The following is a 22771-nucleotide window of genomic DNA, read 5'->3' on the forward strand; positions in this document are numbered from 1 at the left end:
GCATGCCCTCAGCTTGGGGTCATACTCGCCTACTGGAAACAGACTGGCGTTTAATCACCCAAGAATCCCATTGCTTTAGCTGTGGGAGTGTCAAATCTTGTTTTTATGGTAGATTCAAAAGCGAAGCAGGATCTACTAAAAAGCGCCAAGAGCCTCAGGATCACATACAGTACATTGGGTTTCAGAAAAACGAAGACGCTGGTTTTCACTGGTGAGGAAGGAACGTCCTGACAAGCTTCTTCTTGGGATATGTCAGACATTTTCTTTCATAAAATATGTGGTAGTAAAAGGAAATCCAGCAGAGTCTGATGCATCTGCTGGATTTTGTTTTTGAGAATCATGGATTAACCGTATCAGGAACGTGGACTTCAATGCAATCCAAAACAAAAATAGAGACCATTGCCAAATTGATAATTTTAAGAATTCCACCTCATTTCATCTAAAAAATTGTAAGAAATCATACTATCTCATGGTACAATTACATTAAATTATCACAATTTTTGATGATTCATTCATGGTGAAATAGGAGGTTCTATGAAAAGATTATTCGATGGCATGGTGAAGATGTTCCGAGGGATGCTCCTGGCGCTTTTACCTGCAACAGCACTTTCACTTTATCTATTTCGAGAAAAGGCACTGTTTCTGATTCTGGTGGGGGTATCAGTAGCTGTGTTCTCCGAAGCACTTTTTCAGTTCATTTTTAAAAGAAAGTATACGTTCAAAGATGGAGGTGCTGTGGTAACAGGTCTGCTTCTGGCACTGTCCGTTTCCCCATCTACACCTCTATATGTACTGGCTATTTCTACAGCGGTGGGGATGATTTTCGGGAAGCATGTATTTGGAGGTTTTCCGAAAAATTTATTCAACCCTGCACTCTTTGGACGATTATTCCTTGTGCTGGCATTTCCAACAGCTATGACGCCTTGGCTCTCTCCTGTGGATCTGCAGTCTACCGCAACACCTCTTCGAGTATTGAGAGACACTGGCTCCACATCCACTTCCATTTGGAACCTTTTCATCGGAAACATCGGTGGAAGCATTGGTGAAGTATCTGCACTGCTGCTGCTTGTTGGGGGTGCCTATCTCATTCGGAACAAGTATGCCAACTGGAGAATTCCAGCAGCGGTTTTGTCCACCATGGCTGTGGTTGCGGTCCTTAGTGGCCAGAACCCACTGTTTCATTTATTCTCCGGCAGTGCAATCTTAGGTGCATTCTTCATGGCCACAGATCCTGTCACATCGCCAAAGTCAGACCAAGGCAGATGGATATTTGGTATTGGGGTAGGGTTTCTCATCATGGCCATGAGATTATGGGGATGGGTGCCAGAAGGAACCACCTTCGCCATCATCGGTATGAACTACCTGGTTCCTTTCATCAATACTGAAATGACCAGATTGAAATCACCAAAAGCAGTGTAACCTTCGCTGTGGATCATACGCATGTAGTATACTGGTCACGCTTCGTGAAAATTAAAAATCCTTGGGCTCCCTTTTATAAAGGTCTGCCCAAGGATTTTTATGATTATCTATGTGAAAATGCTCTCCTAGAGAACGCCATCCCCACGTAAGAAGGCAATCTCTTCTTTATAGAGATTTGTTTTTTTATCCAGCCAAGGAGTTTCAAGAATCACAGGCTTCCCTTTAGCCACTTCATGATGGACGATGTACTTCAGTGCTTCTGCGCCAATCTGGTCTTTTCCTTTGGGGTTGTCCTCCAAAGCGCCAATGTTTGCATGACGGTCCTTTCTGGCACCTCTTTTGTTTAAGGATCCATTGATATGAAAAACCTTCAAGCGTTCCAGACCAATGATCTCGTCAAACTCTTTTATGACACCATCAAAATCATTGATGATGTCATAGCCGCTGTCATGGGTATGGCAGGTATCAAAGCAGACTCCTAGTTTTTCTTTATGATCCACCAGCTCGATGATTTTTGCAAGCTCTTCAAAATTTCTTCCGATTTCCGTTCCTTTTCCAGCCATGGTCTCCAGGCAGATGAAAGGCTGAGTGTCTTTGTCCAGCACCATATTAAGGCCTTCAGCGATCTTTTGGATACCGTAGTCCACATCCATATCGGTGAACGCACCAGGATGAAGCACCATATACTGAGAGCCTAAAGCTGTGGTCCTATCCAGTTCAATCTTCAGAAAATCCGTTGCCAGATTGAAGATTTCGGGTTTATAGGACGCCAGATTGATGATGTAGGGGGCATGGACCACGAAGTCGGAAAGATTATGTTCTTTCATAAAGGCATGGCCTTCCATGATTTTCATGGTTTCAACGGGAGATCTTCTGGTGTTCTGGGGGGCGCCTGTATATATCATAAAGGAAGTGGCGCCATAGCTGTAAGATTCCTTCGCAGCACCGATGAGACCATCCTTGATTGAGACATGGGATCCGATTTTCATATGCATTATTCCTCCTGAGATCTTCTATACATTCAGTATACCTCAAAAAATGAATTTTGTGTTATTGAATTACATGCTATTTATGTAACAGGAACAGAATCTTTAGCTTTTATTCTGTTCTTTACTGCCCATAGATTGGAGGAGAATGTTTTTCGGGGGAATCTCTTTCGTTCTTTTGCCATGTTGATATCTGATGAAATGGTGCGATAATAATAGTATAAACCTTGAAGGGTGTTTGAAGTCCTAGCATATCCTATTTGGGGAACCATCAAGTATTCGTACGAATAAAAGATCTTATTCTTTTTGTTTTTACAACTTGTTCTCTGACCTAGACTGTATTGTGGGACTGATTCACTGATTCAGTAAATAAATATTAAATCAAAAAAGGAGCGGATGAAAAATGTCAGCAAAAAAGAAATTCACGGTAGAAGAAGCAAGGGAGTATGGAGAAAGGCTCGGCATCGACTGGAAAAGATTTGACGTGGAGGAGTTCCGTGTAGGCATGGATGTGGAGCTGGAACATGGCAGAGCAGATGATCTCACCAATGTGACCAATGACGACCCCCTTACCACCGCAAAAATAGCCTTGGCACATCTTAATGAGTTCCCGGATTACTATACAAGGCTCATGAAGATGGAGAAAGAAGCGGAAGCCTACTGGGAAGGAAAATAGATAAGAGATCTGCACTAAAGTGATGCAATAGCACATAACAAAGAGGTTTGGAAAGTGCGGTTTAAAGACTAAAGATAAAGAAAAGAGAAAGAGAGGAATACCAATGAAGAAAAAAGAACTGTCTCAGTACTTGGACTAGAAGGCGGAAGAGGTGTTTTCTATTTCGCAGGATCTCTATAATTATCCAGAGATTTCTGGCGAGGAGAAGCAATCCTCTGAAAAGTTTAAAATGATTCTGAAAGAACAGGGATTCCACATCCATGAGTTTCCAGAAGAAGAGCTGAAGTATGCATTTTATGCAGAATATGGAAAAGGACACCCGATGGTGGGGCTTCTTGGGGAGTATGATGCGCTGCCAGGGCTCTCCCAGAAAGGCGGAAGCATGGTGAAAGAAGCAGTGGGCGCTTCTGAACCAGGACACGCCTGCGGTCATAACCTCATTGGAACCAGCGCCTACGCCAGTGCCCTTGCCGTAAAAAAATATCTGGAGGACACAGGCAAGGAAGGGACAGTGAGATTTTATGGATGTCCCCAGGAAGAGCTTCTGGATGGCAAAGTGCTCATGGCGAAGTATCATGCATTTGAGGGCTGTGACGCTGGTTTTTCGTACCATCCGTGGAATGCGAATTTTCCTGTATATCAGGGTTTTCTTGCCATGAACAATCTGAAATTTCATTTTACAGGAATCTCCTCCCATGCAGGACAGGCACCGGGGCAGGGCAGAAGTGCGCTGGATGCGGTGGAGCTTGCCAACATGGGCGTCAACGTCATGAGAGAGCACGTTATAAGCTCTGCAAGGATCCACTATGTCATCACAAACGGAGGAGAAGCTCCCAATATCGTACCAAAAGAAGCTTCCTCCTGGTATTATGTGAGAGCGCCTCACAGAAGGGATGTGAATGAGATTACGGACCGTGTCCTGAATTGCCAGAAGGGGGCTGCCCTAATGACAGATACAACCCTATCTTATGAGAAGGTGGGAGGCTGCTACGAAATCCTTCCAAACCATGTGCTTTTTCAGCTGGCCCATCAGAACTTCCATGAAATGGAAATGAGTCCCTATACCGAAGAAGAAAAAAATCTTGCGAAAGTCCTCTCCATGTCGCTACCAGAAGAGCAGCTGAAAAAGGACCGGGAAGTCCTGGGCATGGAGACTGAAGGAAGCTACATCCATAAAGAGACCTTATCCATAGAGGCAGCCAAGAGCTACCCCATTTCAGGTTCTTCTGATATTGGAGATGTCAGCTGGCTCATGCCGTTCAGTGCAATCTTTACAGCAGCCTGGCCCCTGGGCGTCAATGCCCATACCTGGCAGTCCGCCTCTGCTTCTGGAAGCTCCCTGGGGCAAAAGGGCATGCTCTATGCAGCAAAGATCATGGCAGGGATGGCGGTGGATCTCATGGAAAAACCGGAGATTCTTCGGGAAGCGCAAGAGGAGTTCAGAAGTCGTACAGAGGGAAATCCTTATGTCAGTCCCCTGGGGTAGTGGATGGACACCGTAGTCGGAAGTACCAGTTAAAATCATATTTAATATTGAAAATGAATCTAAGAACTGGAGTGGAAAGCGATGCAAAATATTGTCATCACAGGGAGTACCCGTGGGATTGGATTGGCCATGGCCATAGCGTTTTTGAAGAAGGGGTGCCAAGTGACTCTTTCAGGCCGTGGTGAAGAACTTGCACCGTCTGTAAAAGAGCAGCTGAAAGAGTTTGAAAAGAGCTGCCATTATGTATGCTGCGATGTGACGAAAAAAGACAGTGTAGAGAATCTCTTTGAGGAATCCAAGAAGAAATGGGGCAACGTGGAGATCTGGATCAACAACGCGGGACGGAACACGCCCCATGTGTTTTCTTGGGAGACTGGAAAAGAATATACAGACAGTGTGATTCTCACCAACCTTCTGGGGATGGTCTATGGCAGTCAGGTTGCAGCCAAGGGAATGCTGTTGCAGGGCCATGGGGCCATTTACAGTATGGAAGGCTTGGGTTCCAACAAGATGATCCAGGTGAAGACCATTCTGTATGGCACCACAAAATCCGCCCTGACGTATTTCATGAAAGGCCTCGCGAAAGAGCTGGAAGGTACGGGAGTGATCGCAGGCAGACTCTCACCTGGCATGATGCTCACGGATTTCATTACAAAGATGCCAGATGGGGGCACTGCTGAGCTTTTCCAGAATAAAGAGTTCAAAAAGATTTTTAATATACTTGCAGATAAACCGGAAACCGTCGCAGAGTTTTTCATCCCCAAGATTCTCACCAATAGAAAAAATAACGCAAGAATCACCTGGCTTACTGGAAGAAAATCTGCCTGGAGGTTCATGCAGGCGCCGTTTCGTAAAAACAGGCTCATATAAGAAGCATCAGATCATAGGGTGCTTTGCCTGGAGGGAAGTGTACGGTGTTTTGGTGATGAAACACCCAGGGAAAGGATAAAATATGAAGAGAACAGAAGTGACTGTAAGAAGACCAAAGAAAGAAGAGACTTTCCAAATAGAGGAGTTTATGAGAGTTGTTCTCGTGGATACCTATCGAAAAGAACAGATAGATGAGAAGATTTATGACCTTCAAGAGGAGCTGGCTTCAAAAAGGGCGTATCTGGCCTCCTATTTTGAAAGTGGAGGTGAGGATCGCTATTTTCTAGTGGCAGTTTCTGGCAACAATATTGTAGGCACCATGGAGTTTGGGAAGCAGAGCGCTCTCCTTAAGGAGCTGACAAAGGGAGAACTGAAAGAAGTGCCGGAAATGGGCACCGCTTTTGTCCATCCGGATCATCAGGGTCAGGGCATAGCCACAACGCTTTTGGAAGAGCTGAAAAGAGAACTGAGAAGGCGAGGCATCAGGGAGTTTTGCCTCGACAGCGGATATCAAAGAGCCCAGAGAATCTGGAAGAAGAAATTTGGTTCACCTCGTTATACGTTTGAGAATTACTGGGCTGAAGGCGTTTCTCATGAAATCTGGATTGTGAAGATCTGAAGAAGATAGAAACAGTAGATATTAGAGGAGAGCTGACGTTTCTGAAGCTTTGGTGCCAATGAGCATGCTGCTGCAGCTGGACTGAGAGTCCCTGGTTTTGGCCAGATTTGACAGAAAGATCTGATATTCGTATTACTTGGGAAGAGTCTTTGCAGGAGACCGCAGACGAGAGGATATTTGATTTGGCAATCTCTGGTTACCTCGATGATCTTCTTTTAGAAGACTGAAGAGAATTGAAAACTTAAGTAAGAAGCAGGGAGAGTGATCATAAATGATAATTCAGGATTTTTGGCATCGATTCTTGATTGAAAAGCGTTTGCCCCCAGATAGTACATACTTTGATTGTTTCCATTTTGAGATCACAGAAAAATGGGCAGAGGAGCTTCTTCGCTTGGTGCTCCTTGGGCAGAAAAAAGCCACGGCCAGCAGTCTTTACGCTTTTGAGAAGGAAAATCTGAGGCTTCCGGAAGTGGGAGATTTCAGCATTGTCACAAACTGGGCGGGGGAGCCCAAATGCGTTATCCGGATAAGTAAAGTACGGATTCTTCCGTTTCGTGAGATGACCTATGACATCTGCAAGCTGGAGGGAGAAGATGATACTCTGGCGTCCTGGCAGAGGGGCCACCAAAGGTTTTTCACAGAAGAAGGCCAGGAACTGGGGTATGAGTTTACAGAAGATATGCCCGTGGTTTTTGAGGAGTTTGAAGTAGTTTATCAGGAACCCTGATCGATTTACTTGAAGGAAAATATAAGGGGATGATGTAGTGGAATTTAAAACTCTTGATGAAGTACAGCTGGAGAAGATACACGAAGCTTTTGTGGATGCCTTTTCCGACTATCAGGTAAAAATGGACCTGCCTTTCTTAAAGTTTCATCATATGATGAATAGAAGAGGTTTTTCACCGGAACTCTCCTTGGGTGCTTTTTCTGATGGCAAGCTTGTGGGATTTGTTTTAAACGGACATCGAATTTATGAAGGGAAGAAGACCGTGTATGATATGGGCACCGGTGTAGTGAAAAGCCATCGAAGGCAAGGGATCACCACGAGGATCCTGAAGGAGCTGGAACCTGTCTTGAAAAACAGCGGCATGGAACAGTACCTGCTGGAAGTGCTTCAGGAGAACACCTCTGCTTATGATCTGTATCTGAAGCAGGGGTTTCAGGTGACAAGAAGTTTTCTTTGCTATCGTATTCCAAAGGACAAGGCAACGTGCCAGAGGACCCAGGAAGTGCAGCGCCTGTCCTTAGAAAATCTTGAAGAGATGAAAGTATTCTGGGATTTTATCCCATCCTGGCAAAACTCCATCGCGTCCATAGAAGCTGTGAAAGAGACCTTCTGCTTCTCCGTGGTGAAGGAGGAGGAGAAGGTGGTGGGATACGGGCTCATTGATAAGCTAACAGGTGATATTCCGCAGCTGGCTGTGAATAAGAGCCATCGGGGACAGGGCATCGGTGGCAGTATCCTTCAGGATCTTCTTCTTCAGACGGAAGCTCCACAGGGCATACTACTTAATGTAGAAGAAGGGGCAGGAAGTATGGTTCAATTTCTAAAAGCCTGTGGTGCTGAAAATACTGTAAACCAGTTTGAGATGGTGAAGATGTTATAACTATAAAGCTGCTCGTCAAGTCTTTCAGAAAGTGCAATTTTTGGAACGCAATCACGCATCAATCTGAGCCTTATTAGCTACTAGAAAAGGATGGAGGAGAGGCCCGTGTCAGATTTTTCAAAAGAAGTAGAAAGCTACAAAGAAGTCTTGAAGGCGTACAATGTGCAAGAAATTTACAAAGAGATCATTCTCTATATGAGATTCTTACGGCAGGACTTTCAAAAAGAGAATGAGAGCTTCAGGATAGGTGGTCTCTATGAAGGGCTCATGGACATGACCTATTTTTCCATTGCCACCGACAGGCTCCTTCAGAAGAAGCTGAAGCTGGCCCTGGTTTTTGTCCATGGAAAAGGAAGTCTGGAGATGTGGATTTCTGGTCAGAACCGGGAAGTGATGAAAAAGTACCGGACTTATTTTTCGGCGGATCCTGGATTTTTTCTGCCGGCCTTTCATGAAGAAGACAATGAAGATGCTCTCCTGGAGTTTACCTTGGCAGAGGGAAAAGACCTGCCGGAGAAAGAGGATGCCTATAAGGCAGTTGCACCGATGGTGAAGAATATCCTTGAACAGATGGAGAAGCAGTTAGAAAATCTGGACTGATCTTTTCGGCATCAAAGTTTCAGAAGAAAAGCCCTTGTAGAACAGGCACCACGGATTCCTTGCATTCCATAAAATGCAAGGAATCTATGAATGTATAAGGTTCAGTCTCAGGAGTTTTCGGGCTACTGCCCGTGTTTTGGATTCTTTTAGGATGAGGATAGAATTTAATGTTGACATATGTCAATATAAGAGCATACTAAAAAGGAATACTTTTACAGGATTCAAATCATCTATTCTAGAAAGAAGGTAACATTATGAGCGAAACCTGCAACTTAAACTGTGGCAGCTGTTCTGAGGATTGTGCAGAGCGGAAAGCAGACCCACAGGACTTTAGAGAAGAACTTCATGCCATGAGCAGTGTGAAAAAAGTCATCGGCATTGTCAGCGGCAAGGGTGGAGTAGGAAAATCCCTTGTGACCTCACTCCTGGCCGTCACCATGAACAGAATGGGCTATCAGTCCGCCATTCTGGATGCGGACATCACAGGTCCCTCCATTCCCAAAGCATTTGGGTTGAAAGGAAAGGCACCTGTTACAGAAATGGGGGTAATGCCTGTGACCACAAAAACAGGCATTGATGTCATGTCCATCAACCTCCTCCTGGAGAAAGAGACAGATCCGGTGGTCTGGAGAGGACCCATTCTTGCCAATACCGTGAAGCAGTTCTGGCAGGATGTGATCTGGAGAGACATTGACTATATGTTTGTGGATATGCCTCCTGGGACTGGGGATGTTCCGTTGACGGTATTCCAGTCCATCGCTTTGGATGGGATCATCGTTGTGACTTCTCCCCAGGAACTGGTATCCATGATCGTGGAAAAGGCAGTGAAGATGGCAGAGATGATGAAGGTGCCCATCTTGGGACTGGTGGAGAACATGTCCTACTTCCGGTGTCCGGATAACGGAAAAGAGTATCAGATCTTTGGGGAGAGCCATATAGAAGAAGTCGCTGCGAAGCATCATCTGGATGTGCTTGCAAAAATGCCCATAGACCCTCTGATTTCAGAGCACTGTGACAGAGGCTCCATCGAAGAGTATGAGGCCCAGTGGCTCTATCCAGTGGCAAGAATCATAGAATAACCGAGTAGTGAGAAGGGAAGCGGACAGAGCTTCCTTTTTTTTGCAGTCAAATAAGAAGTGGGAGCAAAAGGTCCATGGACTTCATTGACAGCCTTGTGTAGAATGATAGTAATAGAGAAAGAAGGAGAAGAAGCATGAGAGAAGAATCAAATAATGCCTACCGCTTTATCAGAGCGTATAATGAGCTGGACCATTTTATGGATGTGAAGCTGAACAGGGATAGAAGATTCAATTCCTATTATCAGAGAATCATAGAGCTTTCCAAAAGAGACAGCACCTTCAGAAAACATAAGCTGATCCTTCATTCCTTCGGGGAGCTGAGAAATGCCATTGTCCATGATTTTGGCAGGGACAATATGGAGATCATCGCGGAGCCACATCTGAAACAGGTGGAGCTTTTTGAAAGGATCCTTCGAGAAGTCATGGATCCTCCCAAAGCTCTGGATACCATAGCTATACGATTCAAAAATCTTTATACCGCTTCCTTGGAGGCTCCTGTCCATGAGGTGATGAAAACCATGACCAAGGAAGGATTCTCCTACGTTCCCGTCATGGAAGAAGGGAAAATGCTGGGCGTGTTCAGTGATGAGACCATTTTCCAGTATGTGAGACAAACGGGGCATCTGGATCTTCGGAACGGCTTCAGACTAAAAGATCTGGTTCCTTATCTTAAGATGGAAGCCCATGAGAAGGAGTACTTTCAGTTCGCCTCCAGAAGAGAGTCCGTGGCGGATCTGGAAGAAAGGCTGGTGAATTCTTCCAAAGGGGACAAAAGACTGGAAGTGGTTTTTCTAACAGAAAACGGAAGCCTAGACGAGAAGCTTCTCGGTATGGTCACCTTATGGGATCTGGCTAAAGGTGCGTTTCAGGAGAGTGAAGAGGATTCTTCGAAAAAATAACAAAGGATGGAGAAACATATGAGTATAGAAAATCTAGACCATCATCTGACAAGAAAAGAAGGGGAGAAGATTCCGCTTCTCATAGATTGTGATCCTGGCATCGATGATGCCATTGCGCTGATGATTGCCAGGGCCTCAGACGCATTTGAGATCAAAGGGATCACCTCAGTTTCAGGGAATCTTGATATTGAAACGACCACAAAGAACATTGAGCTCTTTGCGAAAGTTCTGGAGCTTGAAGCAGTCCTAGCCAGAGGCGCTTCTGAGCCTCTGGTGAAAGGAAAGTTCTCAGCAGAAGAGGTTCACGGAAGCGATGGACTGGGCGGCGCTTCCAGTCTTTTTGGGGTTTCTCTGACGGGAGATAGAATCCAGCAAAATGCAGTAGACACCATGCGGAAGCTTCTTCTGGACGAGGAGAGAAAAACAGCCATGGTAGCCATTGGCCCCTTGACCAACATCGCGCTGCTTCTAAAGACCTATCCGGAAGTGAAAGAAAAGATCCGTGTCATCAGCATCATGGGAGGAACCCTAGAGGGAGGCAATGTGACGCCGCTGAGTGAATTCAACTTTTATGTGGATCCCGAAGCAGCTTCCATCGTCTTTCAAAGTGGGGTGCCTTTGATGTTATCAGGACTTCATATGACCTTGGATGCAACCATTTCAGAAGAGAATCTGGAAGAAATCCGGAATCATCCTGGTGTTCTTTCAAAGCCTGCAGCCAATATGCTGAAGAACTATCCGGGCACAGCACATCCCTTGCATGACCCTTGTGCAGTCTTAGCGCTGTCCCATCCGGAGATCTTCACCTATGAGGATCTGACAATACATATTGACACCAGGGAAGGAGCTTCCCAGGGCATGAGTTATAAAGATGAAAGGCCCTGGGTGGAAAAAGAGCCAAACTGCAGAGTGCTTATGAAGATTCATCAGGAGCAGTTCAGGAGAGTGCTGGTGGAGGCTTTGGCTTTTTGAGCACCAAAATTGACTGTAGAACAAGAAAAAACTCTGAGGGCTTTATCCTCAGAGTTTTTTTAAGGTGTTAGAAAAACTTCACGCGGTTTTCCAGGGGAAGGAATGCTTTGGTAAAGGGTTCAGATGTAGGGGTGCCAAAGGGCATCTGGGCGATGAGCTTCCAGCTGGAAGGGATTTGCCACTCTTTTTTCACATCCTCTTCTATGAGTTCCGTATAGTGCTGAAGGGAAGCACCGAATCCTTCCGTCTCCAGGGTGTTCCAGATAATGAACTGGCTTATGCCGCTGGCCTGGTGGGACCAGACAGGGAAGTTGTCCTTATAGAGCTCAAACTGCTTCTGAAGAGATGTGATGACGTCCATATCCTCATAAAAGAGGACCGTTCCGTAACCGCTTTTAAAAGAATCGATCTTGTCGCTGGTTGCTTGGAACTGTTCTGAAGGGACTACTTTTTGAAGAGCTTCTTTTGTCAGGTCCCATAACTTGTCATGCTGCTTATTTGTGAGGACCACCACTCTTGTGCTTTGAGAGTTCATGGCTGAAGGGGTATGCTTCACTGCTTCCTCAATGAGGGACTTCAGTCTCTCGTCTGAAATAGGACTCTCATCCTTGATGCTGTAATAGCTTCTTCTTTTTGCCACGGAGGCAAGAAAATCGTTGTGCATATCTGATATTCTCCTATCGTTTCTATCTGCAAATTGCATTGCGTGTTATTTTATTTTATACAATATATTATACCGGATCTTTCAGTATTTTCAAGGGGAAAAGGCTCTAGTAGAGGGTTCTTTCAGGGTTTTTCTACTTTGATAAATGCAAAGGATTTCTTTTATGAAGATATTTTTCAGTTGACATATGATAAAATGGTATATATTGATTCTATGAGGCGCAATGCGCCTGGAAGAGAGTGAGAATGCATGAGAGTGGGTATTTTTGTCGGAGCGGTGGTCTTTATGGCACTGTATGTCATTTCCGTAATGTATCTTGGCAGACGGGTTCAGGAAGGCTTTTCTTGGATGCTGCCTGAAAAAAGCAGATGGATGTTCTACATGCTTATGATGGTACTGGCATTTTCCATGGTCTTTGGCATGCTGCCCATTTCCTATGGACTGAAACGGTTTTTTGGCACCCTGGGTGCCTATTTCATGGGGTTTTATGCTTATGGGCTGATGCTGTTTCTGGTAAGAGACGGACTGCGGATTCTTGGAAAACTCGTAAAAATAAAAGGAGAACTGGCTGGGGTGAACGTACTGGCAGCCTCTTCCTTCCTCATAAATGTCTTTTCCCTGGCCCTTGTTGTCTATGGTACGATTCATGCAGGAAACATCAAGACCGTAGCCTATGAGGTGGACTCCTATGCGCAAAGCCTTCCAGAAAAGATGAAAATTGTTCTTTTGAGTGATCTTCACCTGGGAGCGGTGGGCGGTGAGAAAAGGCTGCCGGAAATCTTAAAGAAGGTCCAGGCAGAAGAGCCGGACCTGGTGCTCATTTCGGGAGATATTTTTGATGATGACTTTATGCTTCTAAGAGATCCTGAAAGGGCAAAAAAACTATTTCAAGAGATAGAGTCCACCTATGGCATCTATGCTTCTTTGGGAAACCATGATGGCGGGAAAACCTATCCCAAGATGCTTCAGTTTTTAGAAGAAAGCGGCATCACGGTGCTCCAGGAGGAGCATCAGGTGGTGGCAGATTCCTTCGTCATCCTGGGAAGGCTGGACCCTTCACCCATTGGCGGTTTTGGTGGAAGAAAGAGAAAAGAAACGAAAGAGGTTCTTTCTTCACTTCCGGAAGGTCTGCCGGTCATCGTACTGGATCACACACCATCCCATGTGGAGCAGTATGGCAAAGAAGTGGATCTCGTGCTGTCGGGCCATACCCACAAAGGACAGATCTTTCCTTTCCAGCTGGGCACAAAGCTCCTCTTTGAAGTGGATTACGGATTTTACCAGAGAAATGAAGAAGCTCCCGTTTATATCGTCACCTCCGGGGCAGGCACCTGGGGACCTCCCATGCGAGTGGGCACCAACAGCGAAATTGCAAGTATTATGCTACAAAGAGTGAAATAGGAGAATAGATAAATGAGATGTGAGTAATATCAGAGAATGAAGGAGAGGATAAGATTGCATGATAGAAGAATACTAACGAAAGATGAAATAGAAAAACTTCTGGAAATCCTGAAAAACAGGTTTGAACGCAACAGCCACCTTCATAGAAGCTTAAAGTGGGAAGAGGTTCATCGCGCACTTCTTCATGATGCATCTGCCATGTGGTCTCTTTCTCAGATGGAAGCCACAGGGGGAGAACCGGATGTGGTGACGTTGGAAGAATCCAGCAGCACTTTGGTCTTTATGGATGTAGCCAAAGAAAGCCCGAAAGGCAGAAGAAGTCTCTGCTACGATACGGAAGCTCTGGAAAAAAGAAAAGCGAATAAACCACAAAACAGTGCCATGGGACTTGCGAAGGAGATGGGAATCGAGCTTCTCACAGAAGAGGAGTATAGAAAAGTCCAGGAAATGGAGAAGCTGGATCTGAAAACCTCCAGCTGGGTGAAAACCCCGGAGGAGATTCGCAAGCTTGGAGGAGCTGTTTTCTGTGACCGAAGATACAATACGGTGTTCACTTATCACAATGGGGCAGATTCCTATTATGGATCCAGAGGATTCCGGGGAAAACTGCGGATCCAGAGAACCTGAGGGTTCTTTGTAATGGGCTCTTCGGCGGAAGAGCCCTTAATTTTTCGCAAATTGTCATAAAAACAAACAGTTCCATCTGCCAAATTGACAATAGGGCTATACCTATTCTATTCATTGCATAATGTTTTCTGAATTCCTTGAAAACGGTTTATTTTTCGGTTATTATGTTAGTGAATTAACAAACAATCCTACGGGGTAGGGAACACAGAAAACAGGAGGGGAAAACATGAAAAAAATACTAGCACTGCTGCTTGCAGCCACCATGTCCTTAGGGCTATTTGCCTGTAAGGGAAATGAGGCGGAAACACCTGAAGAGACACCAGGTGGAGAGACCAAAACACTCACTGGTACTGGAGAAGGGTATGGCGGAGAAGTAAAAGTCACCGTGACCATGGAAGGAGACACCATCAAAGAAGTGGTGGCAGAAGGACCTAATGAAACCGAAGGTATTGGAACACCAGCTCTGGAGCAGCTTCCAGCGAAGTTTGTGGAAGCCAATTCCTGGGAAGTGGATGTCATCGCTGGCGCTACATGGACAAGCAACGGACTCATCTATGCCATGAAGAATGCGCTGGACCCAACTGCGAATCCATGGCCCATGGCAGAAGAAGAGGAAGAAGAAGGAAATGTGGAAGCATCTGACGTGTTCTTTGGTTTTGGCGTAGCGAATATGCCAAGAAAAGGACCTGGTGCAGATGACAAGGAAGTGCAGGTCTGGAGCATCAACCAAGTGCTGGCAGGGGCTCTTTTTGACGGAGACGGCAAGATCCTCCATCTTCTGGTGGACCAGGTGGAAATCGCCTCACCAAACTATGATGGAGCAGGTATGCCTCACATCAGCGGATGGCCAGGACAGACTGGATACAACATTGATGAAAACCACGATGAGAACGTGGATGGCGTCACCGAAAATACAGAAGACCTGTTCCTGAAGGAAGTTTCTGAGTGGATGACCAAGAGACAAAGAGGCTCAGACTATAAAATGGGCATGAGTACATGGGAAGAGCAGATGGACAGCTATCAGAAGCTCTTTACAGGTAAAACCGTGGAAGAGATTGAAGAATGGTTCACAAAGTATACTTCAGATCTCAATGGCAGACCACTGAAGGATGGATCCGACAAGCCAGAAGACAAAGCAAAGTATGATGCGCTGACTGCTGACGAGAAAGCCATGCTAGCAGATGTCACCAGCGGAGCGACCATGAGTCTTAATGACGGACACGGAAACATCGTAGAAGCCATCAAGCTGGCTTATGAAAACCGTGAAGGTCTTGAAATTACAGAAGCAGAATCCAGAGGATTCGGTGTATCCTTTATGCCTAGAGTAGGTCCAGGTAAAGACGACCAGGATGTGCAGGTATACAGTTTCAACCAGGTATTTGCCAGCACCCTGTTTGACAAGGACGGCAAGATTGTATCACTGCATGTGGATCAGATGGAAGTAGCAACACCAAACTATGACGGTGATGGCATGCCTCACTTCAGCGGATGGCCAGGACAGGGCGGCTACAACTACGATGAGAACCATGATGAGAAGGTGGATGGAAAGACCGAAGACACTGAAGAGAATTTCTTCAGTGAAATCCAAGGCTGGAAGACCAAGCGTGAAAGAGGTTCAGACTATAAAATGGGTATGAGCACTTGGGAGCAGCAGATGGATGCCTATGAAGAGCTCTTCATCGGTAAGACCGTGGATGAAATCGAAGATTGGTTTGAAAAGTACACTTCAGATCTCAATGGCAGACCACTGAAAGATGGTTCCGACAAACCTGAAGACAAGGCTAAGTATGATGCTTTGAGTGCAGAAGACAAAGCAATGCTTGCGGATGTCACCAGCGGAGCTACCATGAGCCTGAATGACGGACATGGAGACCTCATTGCAGCCATTAGAGCTTCCTATGAGAACAGAATCACCATCAATCTGTCTGTAAAATAAGCGAAATATCAAAAGTAACGGCTTCTTGTGAGGCCGTTCTTTTTATGATGGATGATATTTTGTATGGAACGCTTCGCCTTTTGGGGTATACTATAGAAAAAAAGTTAGGTGGAATGGTATATGGCAGAAACGACAACGGGAAAGGAAAACTTCATGGACCTCTTTATCCCTGAAACCAGGGAGGACCTGGAGGAAGTGAAGCAGCTGTTTCTTCAATATGAGAAATCAACAGGAGTCAATCTTTGCTTTCAAGGGTTTCAGGAAGAGCTGGACCATCTTCCGGGAAAATATAGAGAACCAGAAGGCGTCCTTCTCCTTCTGAAAATCTGCGGGAAGGCAGTAGGATGCTGTGCGTTGAGGCCCTTAGAAGAAAAAGTCTGTGAACTGAAGAGGCTTTATATTATGGAAGAACACCAGGGGAAAGGACTTTCCAGAATCCTCATGGAGAGAATCCTGAAAGAAGCGAGGGTCAGGGGATATGAGAAAATCAGGCTGGATACTTTGTCAGTCATGAAGCCAGCCATCCATCTCTATCAAAGCTACGGATTTCAAGAAATATCCGCCTACATTTACAATCCGCTTCCCGGTGCTCTCTATTTTGAGAAAGTGCTGGGAGAAGAAATTTAGACAGGCGAGGGAAGCTTTATGAAAACAAGACTGATCATACTGGATGGACCTTCTACAGTAGGAAAGTCCAGCCTTTCAAAAAGTATCTACCATCAGCTGAAAGAACGATATCACACAAAGTGGCTCCATGAGGAGTGCAGTGATCATCCAATCGGGACAGGAGAGTTTGAAAAGGGCGACCTGACCACAGCAGAAGGCATGGAGAAAAACAGGAAGCATATGATAACGAAATGGAGTGAACTGGCAAAGAGGATTCAGGAGGAAGATACGATCTATATTCTGGAAGGGTGCTTTCTGCACGCTCTGGACCGGTATCTAATTGGGAGTGTATGGACTGAAAAAGAAATCGATGCCTACTTTGTGGAAATTGGCAAGATTCTAGAGCCGCTTCATCCTTTCTTTGTGTTTCTTCATCGGGAGGACCTCAGACAGAGCTTTGAAAAAGCTTTTCAGGCACGGGGAAACTGGTGGAAAGATTTGATCCTGAAAGCGCCTGAGCCCTGCGGATATTTCAAAAATCATCCTTATACAGGAGAAGAGAGCATCTTTGAAAGTATCCATTATGAGCAGCAGCAGATGGACCGGGTGTTTCAAAGACTTTCTGGACACAAGCTGAAGATGGAAACTTCAGAAGAAAACTGGAAGAAGTATACAGAAGTGCTGTTGAAAGCCTTGGGGGTTCCCTATGAGGAGAAGAACCTCCAGTGCCAGGACATTCAAAGCTACGTGGGCACTTATGAGTCCCATGGAGGACACCGCTGGAGCATCTCATGGGATGCGGAGAAGAAGCTTCTCTATTCCTCTTTGTTCTGGCCATATATGCCCATGGAAGTTCTGGGAGACAGAACTCTGGGGCTTTTGTCTTTTCCCGTGACGCTTCGGTTCAGCGACACTCTGAGTACCTTTCAGGTGGAAGGGAATTATGATTGGGACCTGAATGGAGAACTCTACCATAAACGCTAGAACGAAAAAATCCTGAAGGCTCAAGTTTCGTCATGAAACCATGGACTTCAGGATTTATCAGGCTTCGGGTCAAGGAAGGAAAGAGGGAAGATCTGTTAAGAAAAATCCGATGGACTTTTCTCTTTTCTTCTGGTTGGACCAGCCAATGACATAAGCCTTCTTTGCCTTCTGTTTTTTTACAGATAGAAGCTTTTCATACCCTCGGATGGCGTTGTTACCGCCAAGGAAGGCAAATGGGAAATACTGCGTGACAAAAACATATACAGCCATGGATGGAGGCATAACGGTATTGTTGATGAAATACTGCATCACGGGAGACAGCTGGAATCCCCAGACAGGTGCTCCAAGGATCAGGGCGTCGAAGCCTTTCACTTCCGGCATGGATGAAAGTTTCACTTCAGACACCTTTGAAGCATCAGGATTCAGGGGAGAAAGGGGGAAGATCGTGACCTCATGACCACGCTTCAGGAGACTTTCTTTCGCTTTTTCTGCCACAGAAAGTGTATTGCCGGTTTTGGAGTGAATGACCAGGGCGATTCTCATTTTTATCCCTTCTTTATCAGTATTTTTTTAAAATTTCCTTATGATATTTTTACAATTACATCGTACACCAGAAGAGAGGAAAGTCAATGGGGCTGAGGAAGAATGAAGGAAATGGTGCTCTGATTTTTCCGTGCTTCTTCTTCAGAATTGCAGAAGAGTTCACGATAATTTGTGAAACTGAACAGGATTCTTCCTGATTTCCTTTGATTGACTAACAATTTCATAAAAATTTGTCTAAAGCATCACAATAAATGAAATCCTATTGCTGATTGAGCACAATAGTGATATGATTTTTATGAGCAAACGATTACAAACAAACCACAACGGCGTGGATTCATAGGTAAGCAATGGGGCTTCAGGAGATTACGTAATGTATTTTCTGAGCCATTTTTTATGGAAGGAGAAGCTTTGTGGTGGAAAACAAAACAAGGATCATACAAGAGTTTGTGCCGGGTAAGCAGATTACCATCGCGCACATCATCGCAAACCCCAGAAAAGAGATCTACCGGAAGATGGGACTTGTGGAAGAGTCCTCAGGGGCCATCGGCATTCTCACCATCACCCCGTCAGAAGCCTCCATCATCGCTGCCGATGTGGCTTCAAAAGCAGCCGGTATCGAGGTGGGATTCATTGACCGCTTCAGCGGAGCTCTTCTCATCACAGGAGATGTGGCCAGTGTGGAAGCTGCCATATCTGCCATCGTGGAGATTCTGGAGACGGTGATGGGATTTACGCCATCACCCATCACAAGAACTTAGGAGGACGAATCTTGAAAAAGATGATGCTCATTGGAAGAACAGACAGCGGCAAGACGACATTAGCGGATGTTCTTCAAAAAGGATACTCGGATGCAAGAAAAACACAATCCATTGAAACCGTGGGGACCATCGTGGATACTCCCGGAGAATTTGCAGAAAATAGAAGACTTTATCGAGCACTGCTCATCACGTCCTACGATACGGATGTGGTGGCCATGGTCATGGATGCGGGAGAGAATCATACGCTCTTCCCGCCAAACTTTGCCTTGGCCTTCAACCGGGAGGTCATAGGTATTGTCACAAAAAAAGACCTAAATTCTGACACCGCTTATGCAGAGTCTTCTTTGCTGAAGGCAGGCGCTGAAAGGCTTTTCATCGTCAGTGCCCATACCGGTGAAGGGCTGGAGGAGCTGAAAAAGTATTTGTCATATAAGGAGGAATCCAGTTGAGACCGAGAATTGTTATTGCAGAAGATGAATCCATCACCAGAATGGACCTGGCGGAAATCCTCACGGAAGCCGGCTACCAGATTGTGGGCCAGGCTGCGGATGGGTATGACGCCATTGAAATCTGCAGAAAGCAGAGACCTGATCTTGTGATCATGGATGTGAAAATGCCCATCATGGATGGGCTGCAAGCCACAGAAAACATCATGGGCGAACGGCTTGCCGGATGCATCCTGATGCTCACAGCCTATAATGACGGAGAATTTGTGAACAAAGCCAATGATCTGGGGGTCATGGGATATCTGGTGAAGCCCATCGAAGAAAAGACACTGATTCCGGCGGTGAAGATCGCGCTCCGAAGGCAAGAAGAGCTTCATCACTATAGAAGCAAGGCGGAAGAAGTGGAAAAGAAACTGGAGGAGAGAAAATGCATTGACCGGGCCAAAGGTGTCCTCATGGACAAGAATGGATTTACGGAAGAAGAGGCGTATGCTTATCTTCGGAACGTCAGTATGAAAAAAAGGTGCAGCATGGCGAAGATCTCTGAGATGATTCTTCGTTCTCATGTGTAGGAAAGGAGCAGAAGATCATGCTGAGAAATCTCTGCAAGACCCATACACAGCTCAGTGATGCGGAAATCACCTATCTGGAGGCTCTGGAAGGATTTCTGCCGCTCATTGCGGAGATGGTGGATGCAGATATCTTCATCGACTGCATGACAAGAAATCCGGATGCGGCCATTGTGGTGGCAGAGGCCAATGCCAAGCACTCCATGTATCAGGATACGGTGGTGGGGCAGCTGGCCTACCGTAAAAACGAACCCGCCGCTTTGCGAACCCTTGATATTGGCATTCCCACCTTTGAGCTGAAAGCCATCACCCAGGAAGACATTGCTGTGAAGCAGAATGTGGTGGCCATCCGGTATGATGGAAAAGTCATTGGGGTCCTCATCATGGAGCGGGACGTCACAAGAGACTATGCGGACAAGAGAAACATGCAGATACTTCAGGAGACTGCAGAGCAGCTGGCTCAAGCGCTGATGGTTCAGAACGCCGCCAGAAACAATGCAAATCATATCACAAACTATGTGGCGGATGCGATCCTCATTGCGGATCAGCAAGGCCACATCATCTATACAAATCCAGGGGCCCAGAAGCTGTACGAGTCTCTGGGATACCGGGACAATCTTGTGGGCATGCATTTTGACAATGTGGTGCTGGACAGCAGCACCCTTCAGGAAATCAGAGACAAGGAATATCTGGAGATTGATGAGGTAAGGATCGGAAGCCTGGCGCTGAACATCAAGTACTCCATCATGAAGCAGAACAATCAGGAAGTAGGGCTTGTGGTCCATGTGCGGGACATCACTGAGGTGAAGAACAAGGAGAAGGAACTGATATTAAAATCTGTGGCCATCCGGGAAATTCATCACAGGGTGAAGAACAACCTGCAGACCATCGCATCGCTTCTTCGGATCCAGTCCAGAAGAATCACCGACGAGAATGCAAAAAAAGCCTTTGATGAGAGCATCAGCAGAGTGCTTTCCATCGCTGTGACCCATGAGCTTTTAGCGCAGAACGGGGTGGACGATGTGGACATCAAGGACATCCTTACAAATATCGTGAAAGGAGCCATGCTCTTTTCAAACTCCATGCATTTTCACCTCAATGTGGAAGTGAGAGGAGACAGCGTTTCCATCAACTCTGAAAAAGCCACATCCATCGCTCTGGTGGTGAATGAACTGGTGCAGAACTGTGTGGAGTATGCTTTTGTGGGACGTTCGGAAGGAAATATCTATATCACCATTGAGAAGGGCGAGTATGCCTCCGTGGTCACCGTGGCAGATGACGGCATAGGATTTCAATCCAGCAAAGTAAAGATGGGCAGCCTTGGTCTTAGCATCGTGGAGCAGCTCATCAAAGACAAATTGAAAGGGGACCTCTTCATAGAATCAGGAGACTTGGGGACCCACATCCGGTTTGATTTCATGCATACCTGATGGAAGACCGCTGTATGGTGTTCCGCATATATAGAAACAGAACACAATGATGTGTTTAAAGACTGTGGCATAGGCGCCGCAAAAGAGTGAAGTACTGCTTTGCTTTTTTGCGGCTTTTTCTTTGTAGAGGAAAGGAGGGAGCACAATGTGAGAGAAAGTCTTGTCAGTGTAGGCATCGATGTCGGCACATCCACCACTCAGATCATTTTTTCGAAGATTCAGGTGGAAAATATGGCTTCAGGAGCCAGGGTGCCGGAGTTCAAAATTGTGGACAAAGAGGTGATCTATCGGGGAGACATTTATTTTACACCACTTCTGTCCAGAACTCAGATTGATGAGAAGAAACTCCAGGCCATCATTGCCAAGGAGTATGAGAAATCAGGCATACATCCGGAGAACGTGGACAGTGGAGCTGTGATCATCACTGGGGAAACCGCACGAAAAGAAAATGCGGAGAAGATCATGAAAAGCCTGGTTCATTTTGCCGGAGAGTTTGTGGTGGCCACAGCAGGACCGGACCTGGAAGGGATCCTTGCTGGAAAAGGATGCGGTGCAGCCCAGGTATCCGACAAGGAAGGAAAGTATGTGGTGAATCTTGACATCGGGGGCGGCACCACCAACATTGCAGTCTTTAAAGACGGAGAGCCTTTGGACACAGCATGTCTTGATATCGGAGGCAGACTCATTTACTTTGATGACGCCGGCCGAGTGGATTATGTGTCAGAGAGCATACAAAGACTCGCAAAAGAAAGAGAGATCCCTTTATATGAAGGGATGGTCCGGGATGAGAAGGTCATTACGGATGTGGTGGAAGCCATGGCAGAAGTGCTCTTTGAATCCATCACCCTGAAAAAATCCAGAACTCTGGATCTCACCATGAGCAGGAAAGGAAAACTTCTCCGGAAGGAAACCCCCATTGAGCTGGTGAGTTTCTCTGGAGGTGTGTCCGATTATATTTACTTCCATGAAGAAGAAAAGGAGATCTACCGGTATGGAGACATCGGGATTCTTCTGGGAAGGGCCATACGAAAACGCTTTGAGAAGAGCCATCTGGAACTGATGGTGCCCAAGGAGACCATCATGGCCACGGTGGTGGGCGCTGGAACCCAGACGATGGAGCTCAGCGGCAGCACCATCACCTTCACAGGAAACCTGTTCCCCATAAAGAATCTCCCCATCGTCGCCCTCACAAGAGAAGAGGAGGCCTCAGAGAATCTTCCTGAGATTCTGAAAGAAAAGCTCTCCTGGTATACCCTGGAGGACGGGAAAGACCTCATCGCCCTCTTTCTTCACGGCAAGAGGAACATGCCTTATCAAGAGGTGGAGAACCTTGCGAGAATCATCACAGAAGCGTTGGAAGAGCACTATCAGGACGCGGAGCCCTTCATCATCCTTGTGGAGGAGGATCTTGGAAAAGTCCTGGGTCAGAGCATACTGCTTCAGATGAAAAAAAGAAGGGACATCATTTCCATGGATGGCATCAAAGTCGCCAGCGGCGATTATATCGACATCGGAAAACCCATCGGAAATGGATCCGTATTATCGGTCATTATTAAAACCATAGTATTCAATTATTGAAAGAGGTGAATTAACA

Annotated in this window: 24 protein-coding genes; 21 read left to right on the forward strand and 3 right to left on the reverse strand. The window is 46.0% G+C overall.

Going from position 1 to position 22771, the window contains the following annotated elements; genetic code table 11:
- The first annotated feature begins 534 nt into the window (after positions 1-534).
- Positions 535-1419, forward strand: coding sequence for an RnfABCDGE type electron transport complex subunit D (locus BM243_RS00010; protein ID WP_074908627.1), 885 nt, complete (start codon positions 535-537; stop codon positions 1417-1419).
- A gap of 125 nt (positions 1420-1544) precedes the next feature.
- Here the strand turns inward: BM243_RS00010 and BM243_RS00015 are convergent, their stop codons facing one another.
- Positions 1545-2414 (reverse strand): deoxyribonuclease IV, encoded by an 870-nt coding sequence (locus tag BM243_RS00015; RefSeq protein ID WP_242943486.1) that lies wholly within the window; start codon positions 2412-2414, stop codon positions 1545-1547.
- Positions 2415-2808: 394 nt separating this feature from the next.
- On the opposite strand from BM243_RS00015, the gene BM243_RS00020 reads away from it, so the two are divergent.
- The 10 genes from BM243_RS00020 (at position 2809) to BM243_RS00065 (ending at position 11213) form a co-directional block, all read left to right on the forward strand.
- Positions 2809-3081: a DUF5661 family protein gene (locus tag BM243_RS00020; protein WP_031577821.1), complete on the forward strand. Its 273-nt coding sequence runs from the start codon at positions 2809-2811 to the stop codon at positions 3079-3081.
- A 151-nt stretch (positions 3082-3232) separates the two neighbouring features.
- Positions 3233-4567 (forward strand): amidohydrolase, encoded by a 1335-nt coding sequence (locus BM243_RS00025; protein ID WP_083422506.1) that lies wholly within the window; start codon positions 3233-3235, stop codon positions 4565-4567.
- An 81-nt stretch (positions 4568-4648) separates the two neighbouring features.
- Entirely contained in the window at positions 4649-5437 is a 789-nt protein-coding gene (locus BM243_RS00030; protein ID WP_074908636.1) for an SDR family oxidoreductase, read from the forward strand.
- 82 nt (positions 5438-5519) lie between these two features.
- On the forward strand, positions 5520-6056 hold the full coding sequence (locus BM243_RS00035; protein ID WP_074908639.1) for a GNAT family N-acetyltransferase: 537 nt from the start codon (positions 5520-5522) through the stop codon (positions 6054-6056).
- Positions 6057-6327: 271 nt separating this feature from the next.
- Positions 6328-6783 carry an ASCH domain-containing protein gene (locus BM243_RS00040; protein ID WP_074908641.1) on the forward strand — a complete coding sequence of 152 codons (456 nt, stop codon included), beginning with the start codon at positions 6328-6330 and terminating at the stop codon, positions 6781-6783.
- Between the two features lie 37 nt (positions 6784-6820).
- A complete protein-coding gene (locus BM243_RS00045; RefSeq protein WP_074908644.1) occupies positions 6821-7663 on the forward strand; it encodes a GNAT family N-acetyltransferase in 843 nt (280 codons plus the stop codon).
- 105 nt (positions 7664-7768) lie between these two features.
- Entirely contained in the window at positions 7769-8263 is a 495-nt protein-coding gene (locus BM243_RS00050) for a DUF7000 family protein (protein WP_074908646.1), read from the forward strand.
- A gap of 254 nt (positions 8264-8517) precedes the next feature.
- The gene (locus BM243_RS00055) at positions 8518-9342 is read left to right on the forward strand and encodes an Mrp/NBP35 family ATP-binding protein (RefSeq protein ID WP_074908649.1); all 825 of its coding nucleotides are present in this window, start codon (positions 8518-8520) and stop codon (positions 9340-9342) included.
- A gap of 134 nt (positions 9343-9476) precedes the next feature.
- Positions 9477-10241, forward strand: a complete 765-nt coding sequence (locus BM243_RS00060; protein ID WP_074908652.1) for a CBS domain-containing protein — start codon at positions 9477-9479, stop codon at positions 10239-10241.
- Positions 10242-10259: 18 nt separating this feature from the next.
- Positions 10260-11213 carry a nucleoside hydrolase gene (locus BM243_RS00065; protein ID WP_074910851.1) on the forward strand — a complete coding sequence of 318 codons (954 nt, stop codon included), beginning with the start codon at positions 10260-10262 and terminating at the stop codon, positions 11211-11213.
- 67 nt (positions 11214-11280) lie between these two features.
- Here the strand turns inward: BM243_RS00065 and BM243_RS00070 are convergent, their stop codons facing one another.
- Complete coding sequence (locus tag BM243_RS00070; protein WP_074908655.1) at positions 11281-11877, reverse strand: nitroreductase family protein; 597 nt, start codon at positions 11875-11877, stop codon at positions 11281-11283.
- 249 nt (positions 11878-12126) lie between these two features.
- On the opposite strand from BM243_RS00070, the gene BM243_RS00075 reads away from it, so the two are divergent.
- The 5 genes from BM243_RS00075 to BM243_RS00095 all read left to right on the forward strand — a co-directional run bounded on the left by BM243_RS00075 (position 12127) and on the right by BM243_RS00095 (position 17431).
- The gene (locus BM243_RS00075) at positions 12127-13278 is read left to right on the forward strand and encodes a metallophosphoesterase (RefSeq protein ID WP_074908658.1); all 1152 of its coding nucleotides are present in this window, start codon (positions 12127-12129) and stop codon (positions 13276-13278) included.
- A 54-nt stretch (positions 13279-13332) separates the two neighbouring features.
- A complete protein-coding gene (locus tag BM243_RS00080; protein ID WP_242943487.1) occupies positions 13333-13905 on the forward strand; it encodes a DUF4256 domain-containing protein in 573 nt (190 codons plus the stop codon).
- 226 nt (positions 13906-14131) lie between these two features.
- Complete coding sequence (locus BM243_RS00085) at positions 14132-15841, forward strand: FMN-binding protein (protein WP_074908664.1); 1710 nt, start codon at positions 14132-14134, stop codon at positions 15839-15841.
- A gap of 120 nt (positions 15842-15961) precedes the next feature.
- Complete coding sequence (locus tag BM243_RS00090; RefSeq protein ID WP_074908667.1) at positions 15962-16468, forward strand: GNAT family N-acetyltransferase; 507 nt, start codon at positions 15962-15964, stop codon at positions 16466-16468.
- 18 nt (positions 16469-16486) lie between these two features.
- Entirely contained in the window at positions 16487-17431 is a 945-nt protein-coding gene (locus tag BM243_RS00095; protein ID WP_074908670.1) for a P-loop NTPase family protein, read from the forward strand.
- Between the two features lie 69 nt (positions 17432-17500).
- Here the strand turns inward: BM243_RS00095 and BM243_RS00100 are convergent, their stop codons facing one another.
- On the reverse strand, positions 17501-17974 hold the full coding sequence (locus BM243_RS00100) for a flavodoxin family protein (RefSeq protein WP_074908673.1): 474 nt from the start codon (positions 17972-17974) through the stop codon (positions 17501-17503).
- Between the two features lie 413 nt (positions 17975-18387).
- Here BM243_RS00100 and BM243_RS00105 point away from each other — a divergent pair, with 413 nt between their 5' ends.
- The 5 genes from BM243_RS00105 to eutA all read left to right on the forward strand — a co-directional run bounded on the left by BM243_RS00105 (position 18388) and on the right by eutA (position 22755).
- On the forward strand, positions 18388-18732 hold the full coding sequence (locus BM243_RS00105) for a BMC domain-containing protein (RefSeq protein WP_074910853.1): 345 nt from the start codon (positions 18388-18390) through the stop codon (positions 18730-18732).
- A gap of 20 nt (positions 18733-18752) precedes the next feature.
- Complete coding sequence (locus tag BM243_RS00110) at positions 18753-19181, forward strand: EutP/PduV family microcompartment system protein (RefSeq protein ID WP_074910855.1); 429 nt, start codon at positions 18753-18755, stop codon at positions 19179-19181.
- Positions 19178-19750, forward strand: coding sequence for an ANTAR domain-containing response regulator (locus BM243_RS00115; RefSeq protein ID WP_074908676.1), 573 nt, complete (start codon positions 19178-19180; stop codon positions 19748-19750). Before BM243_RS00110 ends, BM243_RS00115 begins: the two co-directional genes overlap by 4 nt.
- A gap of 17 nt (positions 19751-19767) precedes the next feature.
- Positions 19768-21177 (forward strand): sensor histidine kinase, encoded by a 1410-nt coding sequence (locus BM243_RS00120; RefSeq protein ID WP_074908679.1) that lies wholly within the window; start codon positions 19768-19770, stop codon positions 21175-21177.
- 147 nt (positions 21178-21324) lie between these two features.
- Entirely contained in the window at positions 21325-22755 is a 1431-nt protein-coding gene (eutA, locus tag BM243_RS00125) for an ethanolamine ammonia-lyase reactivating factor EutA (protein ID WP_074908682.1), read from the forward strand.
- The last annotated feature ends 16 nt before the right edge of the window (positions 22756-22771 follow it).

The sequence above is a fragment of the Proteiniclasticum ruminis genome, assembly GCF_900115135.1.
GTDB classification, from domain to species: domain Bacteria; phylum Bacillota; class Clostridia; order Clostridiales; family Clostridiaceae; genus Proteiniclasticum; species Proteiniclasticum ruminis_A.

Excerpts from the sequence above, each read along its gene's own strand:
- BM243_RS00090 (WP_074908667.1), top strand. The coding sequence starts at position 15,962 with ATGGCAGAAACGACAACGGGAAAGGAAAACTTCATGGACCTCTTTATC.
- BM243_RS00075 (WP_074908658.1), top strand. The coding sequence starts at position 12,127 with ATGAGAGTGGGTATTTTTGTCGGAGCGGTGGTCTTTATGGCACTGTAT.
- BM243_RS00095 (WP_074908670.1), top strand. The coding sequence starts at position 16,487 with ATGAAAACAAGACTGATCATACTGGATGGACCTTCTACAGTAGGAAAG.
- BM243_RS00060 (WP_074908652.1), top strand. The coding sequence starts at position 9,477 with ATGAGAGAAGAATCAAATAATGCCTACCGCTTTATCAGAGCGTATAAT.
- BM243_RS00085 (WP_074908664.1), top strand. The coding sequence starts at position 14,132 with ATGAAAAAAATACTAGCACTGCTGCTTGCAGCCACCATGTCCTTAGGG.
- BM243_RS00030 (WP_074908636.1), top strand. The coding sequence starts at position 4,649 with ATGCAAAATATTGTCATCACAGGGAGTACCCGTGGGATTGGATTGGCC.
- BM243_RS00110 (WP_074910855.1), top strand. The coding sequence starts at position 18,753 with ATGATGCTCATTGGAAGAACAGACAGCGGCAAGACGACATTAGCGGAT.
- BM243_RS00100 (WP_074908673.1), bottom strand. The coding sequence starts at position 17,974 with ATGAGAATCGCCCTGGTCATTCACTCCAAAACCGGCAATACACTTTCT.
- BM243_RS00015 (WP_242943486.1), bottom strand. The coding sequence starts at position 2,414 with ATGCATATGAAAATCGGATCCCATGTCTCAATCAAGGATGGTCTCATC.
- BM243_RS00070 (WP_074908655.1), bottom strand. The coding sequence starts at position 11,877 with ATGCACAACGATTTTCTTGCCTCCGTGGCAAAAAGAAGAAGCTATTAC.
- BM243_RS00065 (WP_074910851.1), top strand. The coding sequence starts at position 10,260 with ATGAGTATAGAAAATCTAGACCATCATCTGACAAGAAAAGAAGGGGAG.
- BM243_RS00010 (WP_074908627.1), top strand. The coding sequence starts at position 535 with ATGAAAAGATTATTCGATGGCATGGTGAAGATGTTCCGAGGGATGCTC.
- BM243_RS00040 (WP_074908641.1), top strand. The coding sequence starts at position 6,328 with ATGATAATTCAGGATTTTTGGCATCGATTCTTGATTGAAAAGCGTTTG.
- BM243_RS00120 (WP_074908679.1), top strand. The coding sequence starts at position 19,768 with ATGCTGAGAAATCTCTGCAAGACCCATACACAGCTCAGTGATGCGGAA.
- BM243_RS00055 (WP_074908649.1), top strand. The coding sequence starts at position 8,518 with ATGAGCGAAACCTGCAACTTAAACTGTGGCAGCTGTTCTGAGGATTGT.
- BM243_RS00035 (WP_074908639.1), top strand. The coding sequence starts at position 5,520 with ATGAAGAGAACAGAAGTGACTGTAAGAAGACCAAAGAAAGAAGAGACT.
- BM243_RS00020 (WP_031577821.1), top strand. The coding sequence starts at position 2,809 with ATGTCAGCAAAAAAGAAATTCACGGTAGAAGAAGCAAGGGAGTATGGA.